The organism is Hyphomonas oceanitis (genome assembly GCF_036964545.1).
Classification (GTDB): Bacteria; Pseudomonadota; Alphaproteobacteria; order Caulobacterales; family Hyphomonadaceae; genus Hyphomonas; species Hyphomonas oceanitis.
The window spans coordinates 256509-278142 of sequence record NZ_JBALTL010000002.1 but is presented as its reverse complement, the minus strand read 5'-3'; the positions used below and the strand labels follow the sequence as shown (position 1 = coordinate 278142).

Annotated in this window: 21 protein-coding genes; 10 read left to right on the top strand and 11 right to left on the bottom strand. The window is 62.9% G+C overall.

The window, feature by feature from the left end; translation table 11 throughout:
- Nucleotides 1-40: 40 nt before the first annotated feature.
- The 3 genes from V7651_RS06305 to V7651_RS06295 form a co-directional block, all read right to left on the bottom strand.
- On the bottom strand, nt 41-967 hold the full coding sequence (locus V7651_RS06305; protein WP_335612621.1) for a S1 family serine peptidase: 927 nt from the start codon (nt 965-967) through the stop codon (nt 41-43).
- Between the two features lie 115 nt (nt 968-1082).
- The gene (locus V7651_RS06300; protein ID WP_335612620.1) at nt 1083-2030 is read right to left on the bottom strand and encodes a serine protease; all 948 of its coding nucleotides are present in this window, start codon (nt 2028-2030) and stop codon (nt 1083-1085) included.
- Between the two features lie 10 nt (nt 2031-2040).
- The gene (locus tag V7651_RS06295) at nt 2041-3021 is read right to left on the bottom strand and encodes a P1 family peptidase (RefSeq protein WP_335612619.1); all 981 of its coding nucleotides are present in this window, start codon (nt 3019-3021) and stop codon (nt 2041-2043) included.
- 78 nt (nt 3022-3099) lie between these two features.
- Here V7651_RS06295 and ggt point away from each other — a divergent pair, with 78 nt between their 5' ends.
- From ggt to V7651_RS06280, 3 genes are all read left to right on the top strand, one after another.
- A complete protein-coding gene (gene ggt, locus V7651_RS06290) occupies nt 3100-4929 on the top strand; it encodes a gamma-glutamyltransferase (protein WP_335612618.1) in 1830 nt (609 codons plus the stop codon).
- 138 nt (nt 4930-5067) lie between these two features.
- Entirely contained in the window at nt 5068-5655 is a 588-nt protein-coding gene (locus V7651_RS06285) for a thymidine kinase (protein ID WP_035538338.1), read from the top strand.
- Between the two features lie 113 nt (nt 5656-5768).
- Entirely contained in the window at nt 5769-6815 is a 1047-nt protein-coding gene (locus V7651_RS06280; RefSeq protein WP_335591107.1) for a phytase, read from the top strand.
- 8 nt (nt 6816-6823) lie between these two features.
- Here the strand turns inward: V7651_RS06280 and V7651_RS06275 are convergent, their stop codons facing one another.
- The 3 genes from V7651_RS06275 to V7651_RS06265 are packed head-to-tail and all read right to left on the bottom strand — an operon-like array spanning nt 6824 to nt 9699.
- Complete coding sequence (locus tag V7651_RS06275; protein WP_335612617.1) at nt 6824-7414, bottom strand: hypothetical protein; 591 nt, start codon at nt 7412-7414, stop codon at nt 6824-6826.
- On the bottom strand, nt 7404-7916 hold the full coding sequence (locus V7651_RS06270) for an MgtC/SapB family protein (protein WP_335612616.1): 513 nt from the start codon (nt 7914-7916) through the stop codon (nt 7404-7406). Before V7651_RS06270 ends, V7651_RS06275 begins: the two co-directional genes overlap by 11 nt.
- Nucleotides 7917-7974: 58 nt before the next feature.
- The gene (locus tag V7651_RS06265; RefSeq protein ID WP_335612615.1) at nt 7975-9699 is read right to left on the bottom strand and encodes an EAL domain-containing protein; all 1725 of its coding nucleotides are present in this window, start codon (nt 9697-9699) and stop codon (nt 7975-7977) included.
- 269 nt (nt 9700-9968) lie between these two features.
- On the opposite strand from V7651_RS06265, the gene V7651_RS06260 reads away from it, so the two are divergent.
- From V7651_RS06260 to V7651_RS06240, 5 genes are all read left to right on the top strand, one after another.
- Nucleotides 9969-10538 carry a rhodanese-like domain-containing protein gene (locus tag V7651_RS06260; protein WP_335612614.1) on the top strand — a complete coding sequence of 190 codons (570 nt, stop codon included), beginning with the start codon at nt 9969-9971 and terminating at the stop codon, nt 10536-10538.
- An 89-nt stretch (nt 10539-10627) separates the two neighbouring features.
- Nucleotides 10628-11452, top strand: a complete 825-nt coding sequence (locus V7651_RS06255) for a ferredoxin--NADP reductase (RefSeq protein WP_335591110.1) — start codon at nt 10628-10630, stop codon at nt 11450-11452.
- A gap of 114 nt (nt 11453-11566) precedes the next feature.
- Complete coding sequence (locus tag V7651_RS06250) at nt 11567-12997, top strand: D-arabinono-1,4-lactone oxidase (RefSeq protein ID WP_335612613.1); 1431 nt, start codon at nt 11567-11569, stop codon at nt 12995-12997.
- A 58-nt stretch (nt 12998-13055) separates the two neighbouring features.
- Nucleotides 13056-14270, top strand: coding sequence for an alanine racemase (locus V7651_RS06245; protein WP_335612612.1), 1215 nt, complete (start codon nt 13056-13058; stop codon nt 14268-14270).
- A gap of 100 nt (nt 14271-14370) precedes the next feature.
- Nucleotides 14371-14844 (top strand): c-type cytochrome, encoded by a 474-nt coding sequence (locus tag V7651_RS06240; RefSeq protein WP_335612611.1) that lies wholly within the window; start codon nt 14371-14373, stop codon nt 14842-14844.
- Nucleotides 14845-15067: 223 nt separating this feature from the next.
- Here V7651_RS06240 and V7651_RS06235 read toward each other — a convergent pair whose 3' ends face one another.
- Complete coding sequence (locus V7651_RS06235) at nt 15068-15790, bottom strand: hypothetical protein (protein ID WP_335612610.1); 723 nt, start codon at nt 15788-15790, stop codon at nt 15068-15070.
- A 304-nt stretch (nt 15791-16094) separates the two neighbouring features.
- On the opposite strand from V7651_RS06235, the gene V7651_RS06230 reads away from it, so the two are divergent.
- Nucleotides 16095-16589, top strand: coding sequence for a hypothetical protein (locus V7651_RS06230; RefSeq protein ID WP_335612609.1), 495 nt, complete (start codon nt 16095-16097; stop codon nt 16587-16589).
- Between the two features lie 52 nt (nt 16590-16641).
- Here V7651_RS06230 and V7651_RS06225 read toward each other — a convergent pair whose 3' ends face one another.
- Both V7651_RS06225 and V7651_RS06220 read right to left on the bottom strand, forming a co-directional pair.
- On the bottom strand, nt 16642-17622 hold the full coding sequence (locus V7651_RS06225) for an alpha/beta fold hydrolase (RefSeq protein ID WP_084146256.1): 981 nt from the start codon (nt 17620-17622) through the stop codon (nt 16642-16644).
- 159 nt (nt 17623-17781) lie between these two features.
- Nucleotides 17782-18252: a MarR family winged helix-turn-helix transcriptional regulator gene (locus tag V7651_RS06220; RefSeq protein ID WP_335612608.1), complete on the bottom strand. Its 471-nt coding sequence runs from the start codon at nt 18250-18252 to the stop codon at nt 17782-17784.
- Between the two features lie 90 nt (nt 18253-18342).
- On the opposite strand from V7651_RS06220, the gene V7651_RS06215 reads away from it, so the two are divergent.
- On the top strand, nt 18343-18717 hold the full coding sequence (locus V7651_RS06215) for a nuclear transport factor 2 family protein (RefSeq protein ID WP_335612607.1): 375 nt from the start codon (nt 18343-18345) through the stop codon (nt 18715-18717).
- 33 nt (nt 18718-18750) lie between these two features.
- On the opposite strand, the gene V7651_RS06210 is transcribed toward V7651_RS06215, so the two are convergent.
- Nucleotides 18751-19398, bottom strand: a complete 648-nt coding sequence (locus V7651_RS06210) for a redoxin family protein (protein WP_335612606.1) — start codon at nt 19396-19398, stop codon at nt 18751-18753.
- 56 nt (nt 19399-19454) lie between these two features.
- Nucleotides 19455-21554: a protein-disulfide reductase DsbD family protein gene (locus V7651_RS06205; RefSeq protein ID WP_335612605.1), complete on the bottom strand. Its 2100-nt coding sequence runs from the start codon at nt 21552-21554 to the stop codon at nt 19455-19457.
- Nucleotides 21555-21634 lie beyond the last annotated feature (80 nt).

Genomic DNA, 21634 nt, shown 5'->3' with positions numbered 1-21634 from the left:
TGCAAGCCTGCCTGACACGGGTTTTCACGGAAAACTGCACTCAGGGCTGCGGCGCAGCGATCTGCAGTCCCGTAACGCCGGAAATCCAGTCTGCATAAGCCGCGACACGGGTGTAGATTCCGGGGCTTTCGGGCCGACCGCAGCCGAGGCCCCAGCTGACAATGCCGACCTGGACCGGGGGGCCATCATAGTCGCGATAGACCAATGGGCCGCCACTATCGCCCTGACAGGAATCCGTCGTGCCCGCGCCGGCGCAGATCTGGCTCTCGGAACTGATGGCGACATCCGTATATATGTCAGACAGGCCATAGCGCGCGACGAGGCTGTCGATCTGTTGCCGGCAGGCCTCTGTCTCCACAAAGGGCACGTAGCCTTCCTGCAGGCGCATCTTGGGGGCGCTGAGCTGGCGGCCAGTCTGGCTGAAGGCCTCCTCGCCGGGCCCGTCTTCCTCCGTGCGGCCATATCCGGCAACCACGAGAGGCGGGCCGTCGAGATTATCCTCTGGTGGCCCTACCGTCAGGCCGTCCACAAGGGCGACGGGACCTTCCCAGGGACTTTCGAGGCGCAGCAGGGCGATATCATTGCCGGCTTCAGGCTTTTCGGGCTTGTAGGCGGGGTGAACAACGACGGCGCTCAACGGAAATACGGTCCCGGCCCCTCGCCGTCGCAAATCGGCCGCTCCGATGGCAACACTCAAAACGCCAAACCTGACGAGGCTTCCATCGTCGGCGCGCGCATACTGATAGGCCCGCCCGCCTGTCTCGATGCGCGCGTCTTCAACGCAATGGGCAGCGGTAAGGGCCCATTCGGGCGAAATCATCGTGGCGCCACACTCATGGAAGAGCGAATGACCCAGCACGGTCTGCAGCGAGGCCATACCCGGCCAGTCATCCGCGTTGGCATCGCGTCCTGCAATGATCTGTGCAGATGCAGCTGTGGCGATAATGGCGCAAGCGTTCGTCAGCAACGCAACGCGCCTGACTAACCCGCGATATGCCAACCTCTGCATGATGCTTTGACCTCGCTAGAGGCAACCATTTTACGCCGACTGGCAGGGCACAACAAGGGGCGGACAAGGCCCGTCAGAGTGCCGCCGGAGTTGCCGAACGGGCGATCCCGGTCGTGTTGGCGATCCAGTCGGCATAGCCCGAGACGCGCATATAGACGCCCGGGCTGCCCTCGCGGCCACAGCCGAGGCCCCAGCTGACCACGCCGACCTGAACCGGCCCGTTGCCGCCATTGCCGCGCTGGACGAGCGGTCCGCCGCTATCGCCCTGGCAGCTGTCGGAATAGCTGGCGCCGGCGCACATCTGGGTCTCGGGCGAGACTGTGACGCCAGCATAGTCGTCCTGCAGGCCATATTGGGTGATGAGGCCTTCCAGGTCCGTCTTGCATTCCTCCGGCGTAATCTTGGGAAGGTAGGCCTCCTGCAGCACCATCATCGGCGCGCTGAGGTGGCGCCCGGTGCGGCTGACGGCTTCCTGCCCGGTGGCCTGTTCGCCCGTCTTGCCATAGCCGGCGACCATCAGCTCCGAATAGGGCGGGTCAAAATCGCTGACGCTGCCCGTGAGGCCGTCGAGCCTGCCGACGGCGCCTTTCCAGACGCCATCAATGCGCACGAGGGCAAGGTCATTGCCCCCTTCGGCATGGCCGCGCTTATAGCCCGGATGGACGACGACGTCCCGGATCGGGAAAACGCTGCCCCTTGCGACCTTGCGCAGGTCCCCTGCCCCGATGGTCAGGATCAGCGGGCCGAAGCGGACGAGGTCTCCCGACGCATCTGGCACGTATTGAATGGCGCGGCGGCCATTCTCGATGCGCGCGGTCTCGACGCAGTGGGCTGCCGTGATGGCCCAGCTGTCGGAAATCATCGTGGCGCCGCACTCGTGATAGATTTCCTTGCCGCTGACCGACTGCATGGAGGCCATCCCCGGCCAGTCAGCCGGATTTGCGTCCCTTCCTTCCACGACACAGGCCGTGGCGAGCGTGAGCGCGCCGAGCGCCAGGCTCAATCTTGTGATGTTTTTCATGTCCGTCCCCTTACCTCCCGGACATGTATACCCCTCTTGCGATGGCGCGCGCCAGTGTGCTGGCCGCCAGCTCGCCAATCCGGGCAATTGTGGCGGGCGTTGGATCGGGCAAGGCGCGCTTGCCGGTAGCCAGAACAAACACGGCGTCGCCGTCAAAGGGCGCAAAGACGGGCCGGATGGCGCGCGAGAAACCGGACAGGGCCATCTGCGCGACGCGCTTGGCCTGATCGGGCGTCAGGATGGCGTCTGTCGCGATGCAGGCAATGGTCGTGTTCTGACCGAGGCTGGGGTTCAGCTTGGCCGCGCCCCAGTCTTCGGCACTCATGGAAAAGTCGGATGGCGGGCGCGCGCCGCCAAACTCACCATCAATCTCGTACGGCCATGCCCAGAAGGCGTCCGTGCCGGGCATGTAGACTGAGCCATAGCAATTGACCGCCGCAAGGGCGCCGACTGTGATCTTGTCCCGCGTCACGATGCTGGCTGAGCCCGTGCCGCCCAGATGCGCGCCCGCTGCCGCACCATAGCCTGCACCTGCCCTGCCAAGCCGGAACGTGTCTGCGGCGGCGTCATAGGCCGTGCGACCGAGTGCAGCATAGGGCGAGGCCTCGCCCCAGTCCTTGTCGCCGCCATTGGCGAGATCATAGAGGATGGCCGCCGGCACGATGGGCGATTTGGGCACGGTCGGCAGGTCGATCAGGCCGAAGCCCCGCCCCGCCTTCTTGAGGCCGGCCGCAACGCCGTCTGCAGCGGCGAGGCCGAACGCACTGCCGCCGGAGAGGCAGATGGCATCGACCGCATCAACCAGCGTGCCACCTGCCAGCAGGTCCGTCTCGCGCGTGCCGGGGCCACCCCCTGCAACACATACGGCAGCAACAGCGGGCTTCTCGGCCAGGATCACGGTCGTGCCCGTGCGCACGCGGGCATCTTCCGCCTGCCCGACGCTGATACCTGCCACATCCGTGATCAGGTTATTCTTTCCGGGCTTTGCCATGATGTCTGCCTTTGCCTTTTCATTCCTGTGCCAGTCTCTTAAGGTCAGCCGAACACTGCGCCAAGCAAAGGGTTTTTCATGTATCGTCGCACGCTATCGCCCAGCCGTTTCCTCGGGCTGCCTCTCATTGCCATTGCCAGCCTTGCGCTGAGCGCCTGTACGCAGGCCAAAAGCAATGTCACTTCCTCCGCAGACGCGGCCAAGACCGCGGCGGAAACAGCCGAATCACTGAGCCCGCCAACCGGCGACCTCAGCTGGACCAAGGGCGCGATGGTGGCTGCGGCCAACCCGCTGGCCGTGGAAGCCGGGCTGGAAGTGATGCGCAATGGCGGCAACGCGATCGATGCGGCGATTGCCGTCCATGCCGTGCTTGGCCTCGTCGAGCCGGAAAGCTCGGGCCTCGGTGGCGGCGCTTTCATGGTCTATTATGACCGTTCCAAGGACGAGATCACCGTATTCGATGGTCGCGAAATGGCCCCTGCGGCTGCCACGGCGGACTATTTCGTCAAGGACGGCAAGGTGATGGATTTCATCGAAGCCTGGCAGTCGGGCCATTCGGTGGGTGTTCCGGGACAGGTCGCGCTCTACAAGGCCGCGCATGACGCCGCCGGCACGGGCGACTGGGCGGCAGATTTCGCGCCCGCCATCCGCCTTGCCGAGAATGGTTTTGAAGTTGGTGAAAAGCTTTCGCAGGCGCTGTCATCCGAGCGGCTGCGCGCGGTTATCAATCTCGACGACAACCCGGTGACGGCCGCCTATTTCTATCCGGATGGCAAGCCGCTTCCAGAGGGCTACCTGCTGAAGAACCCGGACTATGCCGCCACGCTGCAACGCATCGCCGCTGAAGGCCCCAGCGCCTTCTACACCGGCGAGATTGCTGAAGGCATCGTCGCCGCCGCTGGTGCCGAGCCCTATGGCAGCGTGATGACCATGGAAGATCTCGCCGATTACACCGTGAAGACACGCCCGGCCGTCTGCGGCACGCTGCCGACCGGCTACAAGATCTGTTCCGCCCCGCCACCCTCTTCCGGCGGTATCGCGCAGAACGAGATCATGGGTCTCTATGACCTGATGAAGCCCGGCCCGAACGTGAAAGTGTCGGAAGACTATTACCTGAAAATCTTCGTCGACGCCCAACGCCTCGCCTATGCCGACCGCGACTATTATGTGGCCGATGCAGACCATGTCACCGTGCCGACGGCTGACCTGATCAACCCGGACTATCTGAAAGTACGCGCCAAGGAGGCCTTTGCGCCGGACGCGCATGCCACGCCGGGCGATCCGGGCGTGGCCCTTGGCCGCAGCCCGATGATCGGCATGTGGGGCCAGGACCAGACCGAGCACAAGCCGGGCACGACGCATATCTCCATCATCGACACTGACGGCAATGCCGTCTCGATGACGGCGACCGTTGAAGCCGCCTTCGGCTCGTCGCGCATGACGCATGGCTTCCTGCTCAACAACCAGCTGACCGACTTCTCCCGCGCGCCAACAGCTGGTGGCCAGCCTGTGGCCAACGCCCCTGCTGCCGGAAAGCGTCCGCGCAGCTCGATGTCACCAACGCTCGTGTTCAATCCTGAGGGCGACCTGTTCATGGTCACCGGCTCGCCGGGCGGCAACTCGATCATCGCCTATGTCGCCAAGACGCTCGTCGGCGTGATGGAATGGGGCCTGACGGCGCAGGAAGCCGTCGACCTGCCGAACATCATCGCGCGCGGTGACACGGTTGGCGTCGAAGTCGACCGCGAAGGCGGCCCGGAAGATGCCGAAACGCTGCGCCAGATGGGCTATGATGTTGACGAGCGCGAAGGCGAGAATTCCGGCCTGCACGTCATCGTCGTGCGCGACAATGGCCTTGAAGGCGCCGCTGATCCGCGCCGTGAAGGCGTTGCGAAGAAGCTGGAATAGGGTCGACAACGGGGCACCTTCCCCGCTTCCCCTGCGCATGCAGGGGTCCAGTGCGGCGCGTCACGGATGCGGCAAACTGGGCCCCAGCATTCGCTGGGGAGACGGCTCTGGACGGGCAAAATTGTGACAAACTAGACCATGGCCAAGCTCTATTTCTCCTACGCCGCAATGAATGCCGGCAAGTCGACCATCCTGCTTCAGGCGGCGCACAATTACCGTGAGCGGGGCATGGATGTGCTGCTGCTTACCTCCGAACTCTATGGCGGCACCGAGGACGGGCATATTTCCTCGCGCATCGGTATCAGTTCCGAAGCGACGCTCTATTCCGACAAGGTGGACCTTTTTGCGCTGATCCAGGACGTGATGGCCAAGGGACGGCTGGACGCCATCTTTGTCGACGAGGCGCAGTTCCTGACGAAAGCACAGGTCTGGCAGCTGGCGCGGGTGACCGACTATTTGCATGTGCCTGTGCTGACCTATGGCCTGCGCACGGACTTCCGGGGCGAACTGTTTGAGGGCTCGGCGGCCTTGCTGGCGATTGCCGACAATCTGCGCGAAATCCGCACGATCTGCGAATGCGGCAGCAAAGCCACGATGGTCGTGCGCATCGGGCCGGACGGCAAGGCGCTGACAGAGGGCGATCAGGTGTCAATCGAAAAGACGACTTATCTCTCCCTCTGCCGTCGCCATTGGGAAGAGCGGATGGGCCGTTTCCCCGTCGGCTGAGAACCGCTTATCCAGGGGCCGCGATGTCACGCAATCGTCGCAAATATGCGGCTGGTTGAGTAGCGCCATCACCGTTATAGCCGGGCACAGAACCGACCCTGATGGAGCCTGACATGTCCCCTGCCCGCCTCGTTCTCGCCAGCGCATCGGCGCTCGCCCTTGCTGCCTGCGCCAGCGTTCCGGCCTTCCCGACCGCTTCCGTTATGCCGCTTGCCGAGACCGGCCTTGTCGGTGCGACGGGCGACAGCGCGGACGATCCAGCCATCTGGGTCAGCCCGACCGATCCGGCGAAATCGCTGATCCTGGGCACCAACAAGCAGGAAGGTCTGGTCGTGTTCGCGCTCGACGGGTCTGAAGTCCAGCGCCTGCCACTCGGCCCGATCAACAATGTCGACGTGCGCCAGGACCTTGGCGGCCCCTTCGACCTCGCCGTGGCCAGCAATGACACGCAGGGCATTTCGGTCTTCTCGATCAAACGCACGACGGGCGAGATCGCCCATATCAACGACATCCAGACGGGCAAGACCGAGCCTTACGGCATCTGCCTAGGCGACGGTAAATCCAACCCGATTGCCGGCGTCACCTACAAGGATGGCACGGTTGAACTCTGGAAGATTGACGGCGAAGCCGATGGCGTCACCGGCAAGCTGCTGCGCAGCGTGAAGCTGGCGACCCAGCTGGAAGGCTGCGTGTTTGACGAGGTCAATGGCCAGCTGGTGATCGGCGAGGAAGGTCACGGCATCTGGACGCTGGCCTATGAAGAGGCGGACTCCCAGCCGATCGAACTCGACACGATTGCCGCGGGTAATGGTCTCGTGGCCGATGTCGAGGGCGTCTCGATGTGGCGCGGCAAGGATGGCAAGGGCTGGATCGTTGCATCGGCGCAGGAAGCCAATCGCTATGTCGTGTACGAACGCCAGGCACCGCACACGCCGATGGGCGCTTTCATGCTGGTCGAAAACACCGAAGCAGGCGTTGACGGTGTTACCCACACTGACGGGCTCGACATCGTCTCGGCCGCCCTGCCTGGTTATCCGCGCGGCCTTCTGGCGGTGCAGGACGATGCCAACCCGCTGAAGGAACAGGACCAGAATTTCAAAATGGTCAGCTGGGCCGATGTGGAAGCGGCCCTCGGCCTGCCGCTGCTCGACGCCGAATAAGGGTCTACTCAAGCGATAGCCCCGCCAAACAGCGCCGGATGGCGCAAGGCGGCGCCATAACTGAGATTCCTGGACAGGCCGAGCGAGAGCGCGGCCAGTTCATCCATCACTTGAGTGTCCGAGGCGCTTTCGAACGCCAGCGTCCATTGCGCTATACCGGCGCAGGTTGCTTCTGTCAGCTCGGCGCGCAGTCCGCCTGCATCGCTCAGCCGGCGGACCTTTTCGACTGCACGGACCGGGGCGACGGCCCCCAGACGACGCAGCGCATCGGCGGGATTTGCGAGCGGCTCGTCGGCGCAGTCCATATCAGGGAAGATGACAGCCAACATGGCCTGTTCGTCCGGCGTCAGCGGAAAGTCCGACGCCATCTGCACCTGCCAGATTTCCAGCGGGGCCTGCCAGCCTATGCAGGCCTTGATGTCGAAGCGACTGCCGCTTCGCAGCTTGATCAACAGGTCGTCGCGGTGAGCGGCCGGGAAATAGATATCGGTCCGCCGGTTTGCGGGTGCCAGATTATAGCGCGTCTCGACATCCCGGCGCAGAGCGGACGTGAGTTCGGGCCAGCAGCGAAATTCGAAACGCGTCGTTTCAGACGTCATTGTCAGGTTCCTCGCGGCCAAGGATCCGCCGCTTTCCCAGCAAACGGCTCTCGATGATACGGAAGGGCAAGAGGATGACAATGGCGAACACGGCGCCGATGACAGCGACCGTTAGATACCCTGCCCCGCATGCGAGACCGACTGCGCCAGCAAGCCACATGCCTGCCCCCGTCGTCAGACCTTTTACGGACCCACGCGCCTGAATGATCGTCCCGGCGGCGAGAAAGGCGACGCCTGCCGTGACCGCTTCCACTACGCGTATCGGATCGAACTGGGTGTGACGGTCTTCACCAGCCATGTTTGCCATCATCTCGATGGCGATGATGGCAAACATGGCGGCTGCCAGCGCCGTGAGCATGTGCGTTCGCAAGCCTGCCGGACGATCACGCACTTCCCTGTCGATGCCAATGGCAATGCCGAGCGCGCAAGCGGCTCCGAGGCGCAACGCAATGACACCCCAGGGCAGGCTCGTCTCGAAGGAAGTGATGAATACGTTTTCCATGCCGACAGGATAAACGCGTCAGCGCAGTGCTGGTTTCAGGCTCAGACCATATGCTCTGTCAGGCTGAACGCTGCATGATGCCAACGGGCGCTGGCGCGCGCAGCTCCGGCCGACCGATCAGGTAACCCTGCGCGAGGTCGCATCCCAGCTGCGCGATGAGATGGAGATTCTCGCGCGTCTCGATACCCTCGGTGCAGCTCTTGATGCCGAGCTCCTTGCAGAGCGCAATCGTGGCCTTGAGGATCGTCCCGCGCACGGTCTTTCCGCCTTCCTGGGCGACGAAAGAGCGGTCGATCTTGATCTTGTCGATCGGCAGCTGGTCGATCAGCTTGAGTGAGGAATAGCCCGTGCCGAAATCGTCGAGCGCGACAGACACGCCCATGGCGCGCACCTTTGTAAGGATTTCCGTGCTGAGATCGAGATTGCTGAAATAGATATGCTCGGTGACTTCCAGCTCCAGACGCCCCGGGTCAACATTGTGGCGTGTGAGCAGGCTGTCGAGCTTGTCGAGGAAATAGTCCGAACAGAGTTGGGTCGGCGAGATGTTCAGCGCGAGGAATGTCTCGCTGTCATCCATGCTTGCAACGGCCTTGTCTGCGAGTGACCAGAACAGCGGGTCAATCAGCCCGAGGCGCTCGGCAGCCTGGATGAACTGGCTGGGCATGGGATCGGACTGGAGACCGCTTTGCGGCCAGCGGGCGAGCATTTCATGGCCGACAACGCGGCCGGTGCGAACATCCAATATGGGCTGGAACGCCGGCTCGAAACGCTTGTTCGCCACAGCTGAGACGAGCGCGAGATCCACCATGTCGGCCTCGCGGCTGCCGATGTCGAGCACCCTGTTGAAGCGGGCAACGCCGCCGCCCTGCCCCTTGATCCGCAGCATGGACTTGTCGGCGGCATGCAGCATGGCCGCTTGCTCGAACGTGTCCATAAGGTGGATGGCATAGCCGATGGAGGCACCGACAAAGACTTGGCCGACAGCGGAATCGATGCCGCAGATCAGTTCTGCCTGTGTGTCCTCTAGAATCTGCTGGATCGCAGCAGACCCACCGGACGCCCGGACCACAAAGGCAAACTCGTCGCCGCCCAGCCGGGCCGCATGCGCCAGCGCCGCATTATTCGACAGGCGGTTTGATATCGCCTTCAGCACTTCATCGCCGACCGCATGGCCATAACGGTCATTCAGATGCTTGAACCGGTCGAGGTCGACAAAAGCGCAGGCAAAGGGAATGCCCCGCGCGATATGGGCATCGACCTCGCGGACAAAGGCGCGCCGGTTGAGGATTCCCGTGAGCGGGTCTTCATCGGCCAGAGACTTGATTTTCTCTTCGGCAACTTTGCGTTCGGCAATTTCAAGTGTCAGCTTTGCCAGCATGCTCGTATGGATCTTGTTCATGGCTTCGAACACGTGAAGGCCACTCATGATGCCGTAATAGCGGCCATGCTGATCGACGAGCACGAGGCCGTCGCGGATCGTCCTGTCATCGGAAATATAGCGCCCGATGACATCCGCAATCCTGTCGCGGATGGAGGGAAAGTCCGCGCTGGACTTCATCAGGTCATGAATCTTCTTCTTTTCGTGCAGCGCATGGCCAAAGGGCGAGGCGAGCATTGTCTGGAAAGACAGGGAGGACACATAGCCGATCGGAACCTGCTGCGCGTCGATCACCGGGCATAGCGTCGCGTCGGGATATTGCCGGAAGAAAGCCGCCACATCATGGAAACCCATCTCCCGTGTCAGGGCAGGCGTTCTCTGGATAGGGGCCGACTCAAACTGCATACGGTATTCCTTGCTTAACGAGCCTTAGGCGGAATATGTATTTATTTCCTGAATCAAAACGCCAAATCTGTAGTAATTTATACAGAATGGCAAAATACAGCCCTGAGGTGTTTACCTTTACGTCCTGCTGCTGCGGACAGGGCTGCGACACAGCGTTGTTGAAGCTGGCTACAAGCGATTGCGGCGGCAATGCCACGGCGTCCTCCGCAATCCTGCCGTAATTGCGAGCAAGGATTCACAGGCAATGGGATACGAAAAGGAGATTTCCCGTGGGCGTGAAGCGCAATGCCATCCTGGGAATACTGACGATCGCCGCCTTTGTCGGCTGCGGCCTGCTGGCCAATGCCGAGGCGCAGGAGACACCTCAGCCAGCCGAAGCCCTGATTGACTATGACGGCTTTGTCGGCCTCAGCAGCGAACTCGCCGCCTATCGGCAGGCCCGCCTTGTGGGCCTTGAGACATTTAACGCGATGAAGGCCGAGCCAGGCACGATCCTGCTGGATACGCGCAGCGCCGAGGCTTTCCACATGGGCCATATCGAGGGCGCCGTGAACGTCAATTTTTCCGATTTCACCGACGCGAAACTGGCCGCGGCGCTGGGCGACAAGACCACGCGCATCCTGATCTATTGCAACAACAATTTCAGCGACAATACGGCGCCAGTGATGCTGAAACGGATGGAGCTGGCGCTCAACGTGCCGACCTTCATCAACCTTTATGGCTATGGATATGAGAATATCTACGAGCTGAACGGCGCCCATTCGATCAAGGATGCCGATGTGCATTGGGTGTCCGACTGGCCGGAAATAGCCCTGGCCCCGACTGTTCAGCAAAACTAAACTGCCAATCTGACGCCTTGCTTTTGCAGGCCCGAGGGGTCATTTGCGGGCTGAACCTGTAATGCCGCCCCCTGTAAAGAGGCCTGCCCATGTCTGCTGATGCATCTGCCGCTGCTGCGACGCCTGCACCGAAAGTGAACCCGAATGCCCCGACCGAGGAGACTGTCCTCAGCGTCGAGCATTATACCGACCGGCTGTTCCGTTTCCGCATTACCCGCCCGCAGAGCTTCCGCTTCCGCACCGGGGAATTTGTGATGATCGGCTTGCCCAAGGAAGACGGCAAACCCCTGCTGCGTGCCTATTCCATCGCCTCCCCTGCCTGGGACGAGGAACTGGAATTCTATTCGATCAAGGTGCCCGACGGCCCGTTGACATCGCGCCTGCAATCGATCCAGCCGGGCGACAAGGTGCTGTTGGGCAAGAAACCGACCGGCACGCTGGTGCTGGACGCGCTGACGCCCGGCAAACGGCTCTACATGTTCTCCACCGGCACCGGCTTTGCGCCCTTCGCCAGCCTGATCCGCGACCCGGACACATATGAGCGCTATGACGAAGTGATCGTGACGCATACGTGCCGCGACAATGGCGAACTGGCCTATTCGACAAACCTTGTGCGCGACATTGCCAATGACCCGCTGGTTGGCGAAATGTCGAACGGCAAGCTGAAGCTGTTTACCAGCTGCACGCGCACGCCGCACCCGACAATGGGGCGGATCACGACGCTGATCGAGACCGGCAAATTGTTCGAGGCGCTCGGCGTGCCGAAGCTCGACCCGGCAACCGACCGGGCGATGATTTGCGGCTCGATGGAAATGATCCAGGACGTGAAGGCGCTGATGATCGCCAATGGCCTGACCGAAGGGTCCAATTCCGCGCCGGCCGAATTCGTGATCGAGAAAGCCTTCGCAGGCTGATCCCTGCCCTGCCGATGAAGCAAACCGCTTCGTAAAAAACTGACGCCTATGTCATCTATTGACACCGGAGCCGATGCCCGGCTCCTATTCCCTGAGGATGGGGAGGGAGAGGGCATGGCGGTTTCGAGGCGGACCATTTTGTTGGCAGGAGGCGCGGTTGCTGCAGGCAGCGCTGCGATTCCCGTCGAAAAGCACATAGCCTGGACCGGGCGTGATTTCACACGCCCGGACTATGAACCTGACTATCCGGAGGCGCCGGACGGCGAGGACAGCTGGATGAACTGGTCGGGCGTTCAGCGCGCGACGCCTGAGGCGATCAGCCTGCCCGCCAGCGAGGATGAGCTGAGCGAACTGGTCGCCGGAACGACGTCCCGCATGCGCCCTTATGGGAGCGGCCATTCCTTTGTGGGCCTTGCGCCGAGTGAAGGCGTGATGGTGGATGTGAGCCGTCTGACGGGCCTGAAATCATTTGATGAACAGACAGGCCATGCCGTGTTCGGGGCCGGCACGCGCCTCTTCCAGATGGCAACGGAGCTGGCCGAAGTGGGCCGGGCCCTGCCCAACCTGCCGGACATTGACGTCCAGACGCTGGCAGGGAGCTTTTCCACAGCGACGCATGGCACCGGCGAAACGCTGACGGCGCTGCATGACCATATTGCCGGCTTCCGGCTGGTGACCGCCACGGGCGACGTGATGGATGTGACGCCGGAGCGCCACCCTGACCTGTTCGCGGCGGGGCGCGTGTCGCTCGGCGCCCTTGGCGTGATCTCGCAATACACGCTGAAGACGGTGCCGAGCTTCAATCTGCACAGGAAACTGTGGGTCGAGCCCATCGACGAGCTGATCGCGCGGGCCGAGGCGCTGGCCGGGACGCACCGCAATTTTGAGTTCTATTACTTCCCGCACACTGGCTATGGCGCGGCGATCAGCCATGACCTGCACGAAGGGCCCGTCACCGGGCGCGGCGACGATATTGATGACGAGACGCTGGACCAGCTGAAGATGCTGCGCAACCAGTTCGGCTGGGCGCCCTGGCTGCGGCGCAAAATTGTCGGCGCAGCGCTGCCCAAGGGCACGATCGAGGATTTCAGCGACAGTTCCTACAAGCTGCTGTCTACGACACGGCCGACCAAGTTCAACGAGATGGAATACCACCTTCCTCGCGAGACCGGGATCAAGGGCCTGCGCGAAGTGATTGCCCAATTGGAGACGCACAAGGACGTTTTCTTCCCCATGGAAGTGCGGTTCATTGCGTCGGATGAGGCCTGGCTGAGTCCGTTCAATGCCGGTCCGCGCATTTCGGTAGCGATCCATGCCGCTGTGGACGAGCGCTATGACTATTTCTTCTCGGAGATCGAACCGATACACCGCGCCAATGGCGGGCGGCCGCATTGGGGCAAGCACCATTCGCTGGGCAAGGCGGAGCTTTCCGGGCTGTATCCGAAATTTGACGACTTCCTGGCGCTCCGCCGCGAGCTCGACCCGGCGGGCAAGTTCCTGAACCCATATCTGGCCTACCTGTTTGGAGAGCCTTTCAATGATTGAATTTTCGCGCCGCAATGTGATCCTGGGCGGAGCGGCCCTGGTAGGAGTAACAGCCCTGATGATGAAACCTGGTGACAAGAGCGGGCCACGCGACGCCTATTTCCTGGATGTGCAGAAGGCGCTGATTGCGGCCGGCATCGCGCAGCCGACCATGGTGGTCGACAAGGCGCGGCTCAATGCGAACGTGGACACGCTGAAGGGCTTCCTGCCAGCGGGCATGAACTATCGCATCGTGGCGAAGTCCCTGCCCTCGCTGGGGCTGATCCAGCACATTCGCGAACGGACGGGCACAGACCGGCTGATGACGTTCAACCTGCCAATGCTGCTGGAAATTTCGCAAGCCATGCCGGAGGCGAGTCAGCTGCTGGGCAAGCCCCTGCCCGTGGTCGCGGCGAAGCATTATTTCGAACAGCTGCCTGCGGACTATTCCGGCGCGGCGGACAATGTGCAGTGGCTGATCGATACCCCCGAGCGGCTGGCGCAATATGCAGACCTCGCCGACCAGGTGGGCCGCGACCTCGCGATCAATATCGAGCTCGATGTCGGCCTGCACCGGGGCGGCATGGTGGCTGGCAGCGCGCTGAAAGGCATGCTGGAGGCGATAAAGGCCAATCCACGCCTCAGCTTTGCAGGCTTCATGGGATATGACCCGCACATCGCTTCGCTGCCGACGGCCATGGGCTGGCAGGCGCGGGCGATGAAGGGCGTACGCACGGGCTATGCGGCGGCGCTGGCGCAGGCGACCGAAGTGTTCGGCGCGGATGCCATGAAAGGCATCACGCGCAATGCGGCGGGCAGCCCGACCTACCGGACCTATCAGGATACGGAGATTGCCAGCGAAGTGTCGGCTGGCTCGTGCCTCGTCAAGCCGACGCATTTCGACACCGAGCTTCTCGAGCCGCATCTGCCCGCGAGCTTCATTGCGACGCCTGTGATCAAGTCCATGCCGGTGACGCATATGCCGGGCCTGGAATTTGCCGATGGCGCGACCAAGGCCTGGAACCCGAACGCGTCGAAGACCGTGTTCATCTATGGCGGCAACTGGCTGGCCGACCCGGTCGACCCGCCGGGCCTTGCCTACAACAAGACGTTCGGGCGCTCATCCAACCAGGAAATGCTGAATGGTGGGCCGGAGCTGCAGATTGCCGCCGACGAATTCGTGTTCCTGCGCCCGCACCAGAGCGAGGCGGTGTTCCTGCAATTCGGGGATATTGCCGTCTACGAAGACGGGGCGATCACGGAGCGCTGGCCGGTGTTTGATTATTCGGCCTGAGGCTGCAGGCCCAAATCAGGATATTCCAAATCCCGGGGAAATCATGTAGATTTCACCCTGCACCGCGACTGTGCGGCGCTAAAGGGTGGGACCCATTTCCATGATAAAATCAGGCTTGGCGGGTGCACTGGCACTCGTGGGGTTGTCGGCGTGCACGCCGACCGAATCTGCAGCACCAGCAGCGCCTGCCGCTGAAGCCGCTGCGCCGGTAGAGGTGGCCGAGGGGCCGGTCGCTGAAGATCCGGTGGCGCGCGGGCAATATCTCGTGAGCATCACAGGGTGCCATGATTGTCATACGGCCATGACGCCGACCGGCCCGGACATGGGCCATGCGCTGCAGGGCGGACCGCTGCCCTTCGCCCCGCTGGCCGAGATGCCTTGGGCGCCGGTTGCGCCATCGATTGCCGGGCTGCCCGAAGGCTGGACGGATGGCGAGTTCACAGCCTTCATGACTGGTGGCCCGCGGCCGAGCGGCGTGCCGGTGCTGCCACCGATGCCGCGCTATGCAATGTCGGATGCCGATGCGCAGGCCGTGACGGCCTATGTCGCCTCGCTGCCCCGCGCAGCCGAATAGGTAGGCGAGGCGTCGGTGATCGCTGAGCGCTGGCCGGTGTTTGACTATTCGGCTTGAGGACTGATTCAAGCACAATGCCCTTTATCCTCCCCCGCGCGCGGGGGAGGTGGCCCGAAGGGGCGGAGGGGGTATCTGCATAATATATCACACTCCCCCTCCGACTGGCCGCTACGCGTCCAGCCATCTCCCCCGTTTTACGGGGGAGGATAAGGGGGGCTGCGCGTCAGGACGAGTTCAGATTGTCCAGCTGGTAGACGGCTTCGTCGTGGAGTTGTTCGAGGGCGTCGCGTTCGTCCTTCGGGACGCGGCGGGCGCGGACGGCTGGAGGGAGTGCGCCGAGTTTGTAGCGGCGTGTCGCGGGCTGGGCCCTGGCGCGCAGGAGGTGGCGCCCCATGCGGGCAAGATGAGTGGCCGGATCCACGAAGACCTGATTCAGGGCGACGAGGCGGCGGATCAGCGGCTGGCTCGGCACAAGGTCTTCGGAGAGGACGGGATATTCCCATGGCTCCGGCGGAGGCAGCGGCTGGTCGAGACGCAGGATGCGCGGACGCGGGCCGCCTTTGAGACGTCGGGGTGGCGGCGTGCCTGCGGCGCGGCCGGTGCTCTCGGCAAGCCGGAAGGACGGGACGGTAAGGCTGGGGCGTGATTGGGGCGCAGATGTTTGCGCGATCGCGGGCTGTTGCCGGCGAGCGGCGACGGGGGACCGGGCGACGCCGTAATGCGACAGCCCCTTCTCCAGAACCATCAGCACGAGCAGGCGGCGCGTCAGAGCCTCGAAGCGGGCAAGATCTGCCGCGAGGCGGGCGCGCACGGGGCGCAGCAGGAAGGGCTTGCACGGCAGCAAGCCAAGGCCGAGCGCGCACACCATTTTATGTACGAGATAATCGGCCCGGCGCCAGGCGAGCATGACAAGGGACTGGAAAGGATCAAGCGGCGTGAGAGACATGGGCCAAGCCTCTCACGGGTTTCATCCCGGTCGGAGACGGCCGCGGATTTCCGGCAAATTATCGCCGCGCTGCGCAATGACCGCTGCTGATGGGCGCACTCTCTCCCGTGGAAATCCGCGCAATTGCCCCTCATCTTTATACAGCGCACTTGTGCAAAGCCTTCAGAAAAGCGCCGTCATGCGATCAGTTGCACGACAGGCAGAATGCACGCGCTCCGCGAATATTATCCGCATAAAAACAATTATAGGCGAAAATGTTAATTTGTGTTAACCATCGGATATATAATAAAAAAAGGAGGAAACGATGAGAACACACTGGAGCAATTCGCTGAAGATCGCGGGCCTTGCCGTAACGATTGTGCTCGCGGGATGCGCAACATCCGCAACGGCGCAGGAACCGGCAGCCACGACCACGACGGATGCCGATACGTATCCGATGGTCAGCGGTGATTTCTGGGAAGTCACGGGGATCGACATCAAGCCGGGCGGCGGCCTCGCTTATGCCAACCACCTCGCCAACAAATGGCGCGCCTCGCAGGAGTTTGCGAAATCAAAGGGCTGGATCAAGGACTATATGGTCCTGTCCAATTATCATAACCGCTCAGGCGAGCCGGACCTCTACCTGATTACGGTGATGACGGACATTGCCAGTGGCCCTGAGGCCGAAGCCCGGTATGTGGCCTATAATGAATGGTCAAAGGCTTCCGACGCGCAGCTGGAAGCAGAGAGTGCCGACCGCGCGGAATTCCGCGAAGTGATGGGCACGAGCCTGATGCAGGAACTCAACTTCAAGGACTAGGTCCTCACCCTGGTCGTCTTGAAAGCCGCCGGATTTGCGTCCGGCGGCTTTTTCAGACGCTGCGGTGAGGCTCTGAATGGTCCCACTCGGCGAGCAGCGTGCGCAGGGCCGAGACGAAGGCGAGCGGCTGGTCGAGCATGACATGGTGGCGCGCATGCGGGATCGATATGAACGGCACCTGATGGCCGAGCAGCTTGCGCATATAGGCGCCGACATCATCGGGCATCAGCGCACTTTCCTCGCCGCGAATGATGGCGATGCGGCACTTGGCAGCCTTCAGCATGTCGCCGGGCGCGTCGTTCGGCTCGAAATGGGTCCAGATCGAGGGATCGAACTTCCACGTCCAGCCGCCATCGGCCTTCTTGAGGCTCCAGCGGGCGATATAGTCCATGGCGTAATGGTTGTCGCAGATCTGCGGCGGCGCGAGGCGGAAGCGGCCAAGCGCGCTGGCGAGATCATCATAGACCTTGTTGGGCCGGCCGGAGCGCGGCGGACCCTGATGGGGCCGTTCCGGGGGATTCACGGGGCTGTCGACGATGACCATGCCGGTGAAGCGGTCGCCATGTTCGGCGCCGGTGACGAGGGTGACGAAGCCGCCGAAGGAATGGGCGACGATGATGGGCTTTACGTCCGCATCGAAGAGGCCTGCATCCTCGGCGACGGCGACTTCCTCTTCGGCGAAGGTCGCCATGTCGTATTTCTCGCGCCACTCGCTGTCGCCCATGCCGGAGAAGGTGAGCGCGGCGACATTGTAATGCTGGGCGAAATAGGGCGCGATGAAGTCCCACCAGTGCGCATGGGCGCCGTTGCCGTGCACGAGGAGCAGGCCGGGCCGTCCGCGCTGGCCCCAGCGCTGGTAGCGGACCTTGGCGCCTTTGACGTCAACGAAATGGGTCTCGTAGGGCGTTGCGACGGCGTCCTGGAACCAGGCGGGCGATGGCGGCAGGTTGCCGTGATATTCGAGCAGCGGGCCGCCTTCAGAGGGCATTTCCGCCGGCTGGTCGCGGACGATACTGTCGGATCCTGAACTCATGGCCTGCCCCTCTTTTTAGACATACCTGTCATAAATGGGAGGGGGGTGAAGGCAAGCCTGACGCTGGGGACGGGGCAAGAGGGGCTCATCCTGAGCGAAGTCGAAGGACGGACCCCGTACGGCAAGAACAGGATGCCCACGCTCGTCCTTCGACTTCGCTCAGGATGAGCGTTCCGGGCCGGGCGAGGCTTCGGCGCCTGCGACCCGATCAAGGTTTGCGATCAGGCGCGTCAGCAGGGTTACGAGCAGACCTGCCTCCTCCTCCGTGAAGTCGCGCAGCACGTCATCATTTCCCTGCAGCAGGACGGCAACGGCGTCCGGCAGGCGCTCTTCTGCGCCCTCTGTCAGCGTGATGAGACTGCTGCGCCCATCGGCCGGGTCAGGCGTGCGCCGGATCAGCCCGTCGCGCTCCATGCGGGCGAGCATCTGGGCCATTGGCGGCTGTTCGACCCGCGCAAAGCGGGCGAGATCGCGTTGCGTGCTGGCACGCCCATGCTGAAGCGCGACCAGCACGGGCAGATGCCCCACGCCGAAGCCAAGCGGCTTGAGCCGCGCTTCGCTGAGGCGGGCGAAACCGCGTGCCGCCAGACTGATCAGGTGCCCCGGTGTCGAAAGCACATTCATGTCCATCGCAGATCACCCCTTGCACCTATCCAGTCTCAAATATATATGTGCATATGTATCTTGATGCAATACCCAAACTCTGCAAGGAGCGACGCGATGGAAGATGACATCAAAACCGTTGAACGCATGTATGTCAGCTTCAACGCACGCGATATTGCCGGCGTTCTGGCCGTGCTGACCGATGATGTTGCCTGGGCCAACGGGATGGATGGCGGACATGTTCATGGCCGCGAGGCCGTGCGCGAATACTGGACGCGCCAGTGGACAATGGTCAGTCCGCACGTCGAGCCTGTGGGCTTTCAGCGGATGGCGGATGGCGCGATCATCGCGGCGGTCCGCCAATCCGTTTTCGATCTCGAGGGCAAGCCGCTCGAGGGGCAAACGCACGGGCTGAAGGACAAGACGGTCGGGCACGTCTTCCATTTTCGGGACGGCAAGGTGGCCCGGTTCGACATCGCGGAAGCTGCCTAAGGCCCGGCCAATTTGGCGCCGGACCGCTGAGGCCTATTCGTACTTCACAGAGCAGCCATAGGGCTTGGAGCTGGCAACCGTGACGGGCTCGTCGGCGGCCACGCTGGTGAGGGCGGCGCGGACGTAATTGGTGGCCGTGTCGATGTCGTCGACGCGGGCGGAGGGTTTGGAATCGATGGCGCCTTCATAGGCCAGCGTGCCGTCAGCCTTGATCACAAACATGTGGGGCGTCGTCTTGGCGCCGTAGAGGCGGCCGATGTCGCCGGACGGGTCGAGGATGACGTGAGCCGGGGCGGCGCTGCGGCTGGAGGTCAGGGCGTTGGCCTCATTGCCGGAAACATGACCCTGCTTGCCTGGGGCCGAGGAGATGACCGAGAGCCAGACAACGTCATCGGCGGCAGCTTCGGTCTGCAGCGTCTGCATGTTCGAGGGCGGCGTTGAATAATGCTTCTGGACGAAGGGGCAGCCATCATTGGTCCATTCGAGGACGACCGTCTTGCCGGCGAAATCAGCGAGGGAGACGCTCTGGCCTTCGGAATCAAGACCGATAAAGGCCGGCGCCGGTTCGCCGGGCGCCACAAGCGGGCTGGCATTGGCGGTGGAGGCGATAAGGGCGCCAGCTGTCAGTGCGACAGCGGCGGCCATGCCTGCGGCGAGGGAAAAGTTGCGGCGGCTGAACATGGGCAGTCTCCTTGGTATCTGATGTAAAAATCGACCCCTCCCGCCCCGTATTCAAGTCATGATGGGGCAAGAAGTCCAATCACAAGGTCTTTAGACAGGATTTCAGGCAGGATATCGGGCTCTGAGGCACCGGCAGGATACCAGAGATACATGGGCACGCCTGCGCGTTCGCGGCGCTTCAGTTCCTCGGCGATGACGGGATCCTTGCGGGTGAAGTCTGCCACGAGGAAGGCGACATTGGCGTCGGCGAAAGCCTCCTGCACAGCGGCGGTTTTCAGCGTGCTGAGCTTGTTCAGCTGGCAGGTGGCGCACCATGTGGCGGTGAAGTCGACGAAGACGGGGCGGCCTTGCGCAGTCAGCTCGGAGACGCGCTCAGGGCTCCAGGCTTCGGTTTCGTATTTGGCGGCATAGGCGGCCGAGTTGCCTTCAGCGGCGGCAGGCGCATTGGCGCGCAGGACCGGGTAGGCAAAACCGAGGACGAGGATTGCAGCCGCAACCGCGCGGGCGGGAATGCCGCCGCGACGGGCGAGCCAGATGGCGAAGGTGACGGCGGTGGCACCAGCGACGGTCCACGCAACAGCGCTGTGGCCGGAGAGGGCGCCAAGCACGGAGAGGAGCCAGGCTGCGGTGAGGAACATGGGGAAGGCGAAGAATTGTTTCAGCGTTTCCATCCACTTGCCGGGCTTCGGCAGGAGGCGCTTCAGGCCGGGCACAAAGCTGAGCAGCAGGAAGGGTAGCGCGAGGCCAAAGCCCATGGCGAGGAAGACGATGAAGACGGCAGGCGCGGGCTGGCTGAGCACGGCGCCGAGGGCCACGCCGAGGAAGGGACCGACGCAGGGCGCGCCGACGACGGCGGCGAGGATGCCAGTGAAGAAGGCGCCAGCGGCGCCGTTGCGGCTGGCGAGACCGCTGCCAGTGTTCTGGATGGAGGTGCCGAGCTCGAAGAGGCCCATCAGCCAGAGGCCAATGGCGAACATGATGAGCGCGAGAATGGCGACGGTCGGCCCGTTCTGAAGCTGGAAGCCGAGCGTGGCCGAGCCTGTGGCGGCGCGCACGGCAACGATCACACCTGCGAGGGCAGCGAAGGAGACAAGGACGCCGGCCGTGTACCAGATGCCATGGCTGCGCAGCTCGTTGGCGTGGCCGCTGGCGGCGGCAGAGACCATACCCATGGCCTTGATCGAGAGGACCGGCAGCACGCAGGGCATGAGATTGAGGATGAGGCCGCCGATCAGTGCGAAAAAGGCAAGCGTGAGGAGGCTGCTGCCGCCCCCTGCCCCGCCCTTGCCGGAGCGGATCGCGGCGAAACCGGACGTGTTTTCAAAGGTCGGCCCCTGCGCAGCCGAGATTTCATAGCCGAGGCGCGTGCCGTCAGCGTGTTCCACGACGAGGACGCCGTCGAGATTGCCTTCAAGCGGCGCACTGCCTGCGGGGGTCAGCGTCAGCGTTGCGCCTGCCGAGCCGAAACTGACCGGCTGGGCGGCGGGGTGGCTGATCTCGTGACCGAAGGGGAAGAAGCGGATATCGGCGTCGCGCGTGAGGCCGGGCTCGCCGCGCAGGCTGAGCTTCCAGGGCGTGGCCGCAGTATCGACATGGGCCTCGCCGACAAATGCCAGCGGCGCCTGCGCGATCCATTGCGAGATCATGTCGCCGTTTTGGGTGTCAGGTATGGGTTCGCCAACATTCAGCGTCAGTGAGACATCGGCTGTTTCGGGCACGCAGATGTCTTCACAGATAAGATAATCGGCCACGACATCGAGCTGGACCGTGCCGGAGGCATTGGCCGGGATCATGAGCGGGAATGGCAGGATGACCTCGCGGCTGTAGCCGTAATCCATGATCTCGCCCTCAACGACGGGCAGGAGATGCGGGACGGGCCAGACAAAATCGCCAATGGCGCCGCCGGGAATGTTGCTGGTTTCCCGATAGATCAGTTCCGGCGGCAGGCCGGCATCGCCCGCATTGCGCCAATAGACGTGCCAATCGGGATCAAGGTCCATCTTGAGGGCGGCATAGATGGTTTCGCCCGGCATGACGCTGGAACGCTCCGCGATCAGCTCGACACGGGCATGGCCGCCATCGACGGGCGCAGCGCTGGCAGGGGCCAGGGCGCCGAGGAAGAAGATGGCCAGAAGACTTGTGAAGATACGGATCATGACAGGGCTTTCATTATGCCAGCTGCCCATATGCCTGCGATTGGCTGGAGAATGAAGACCCTCGCCTTTTCGTGAACACG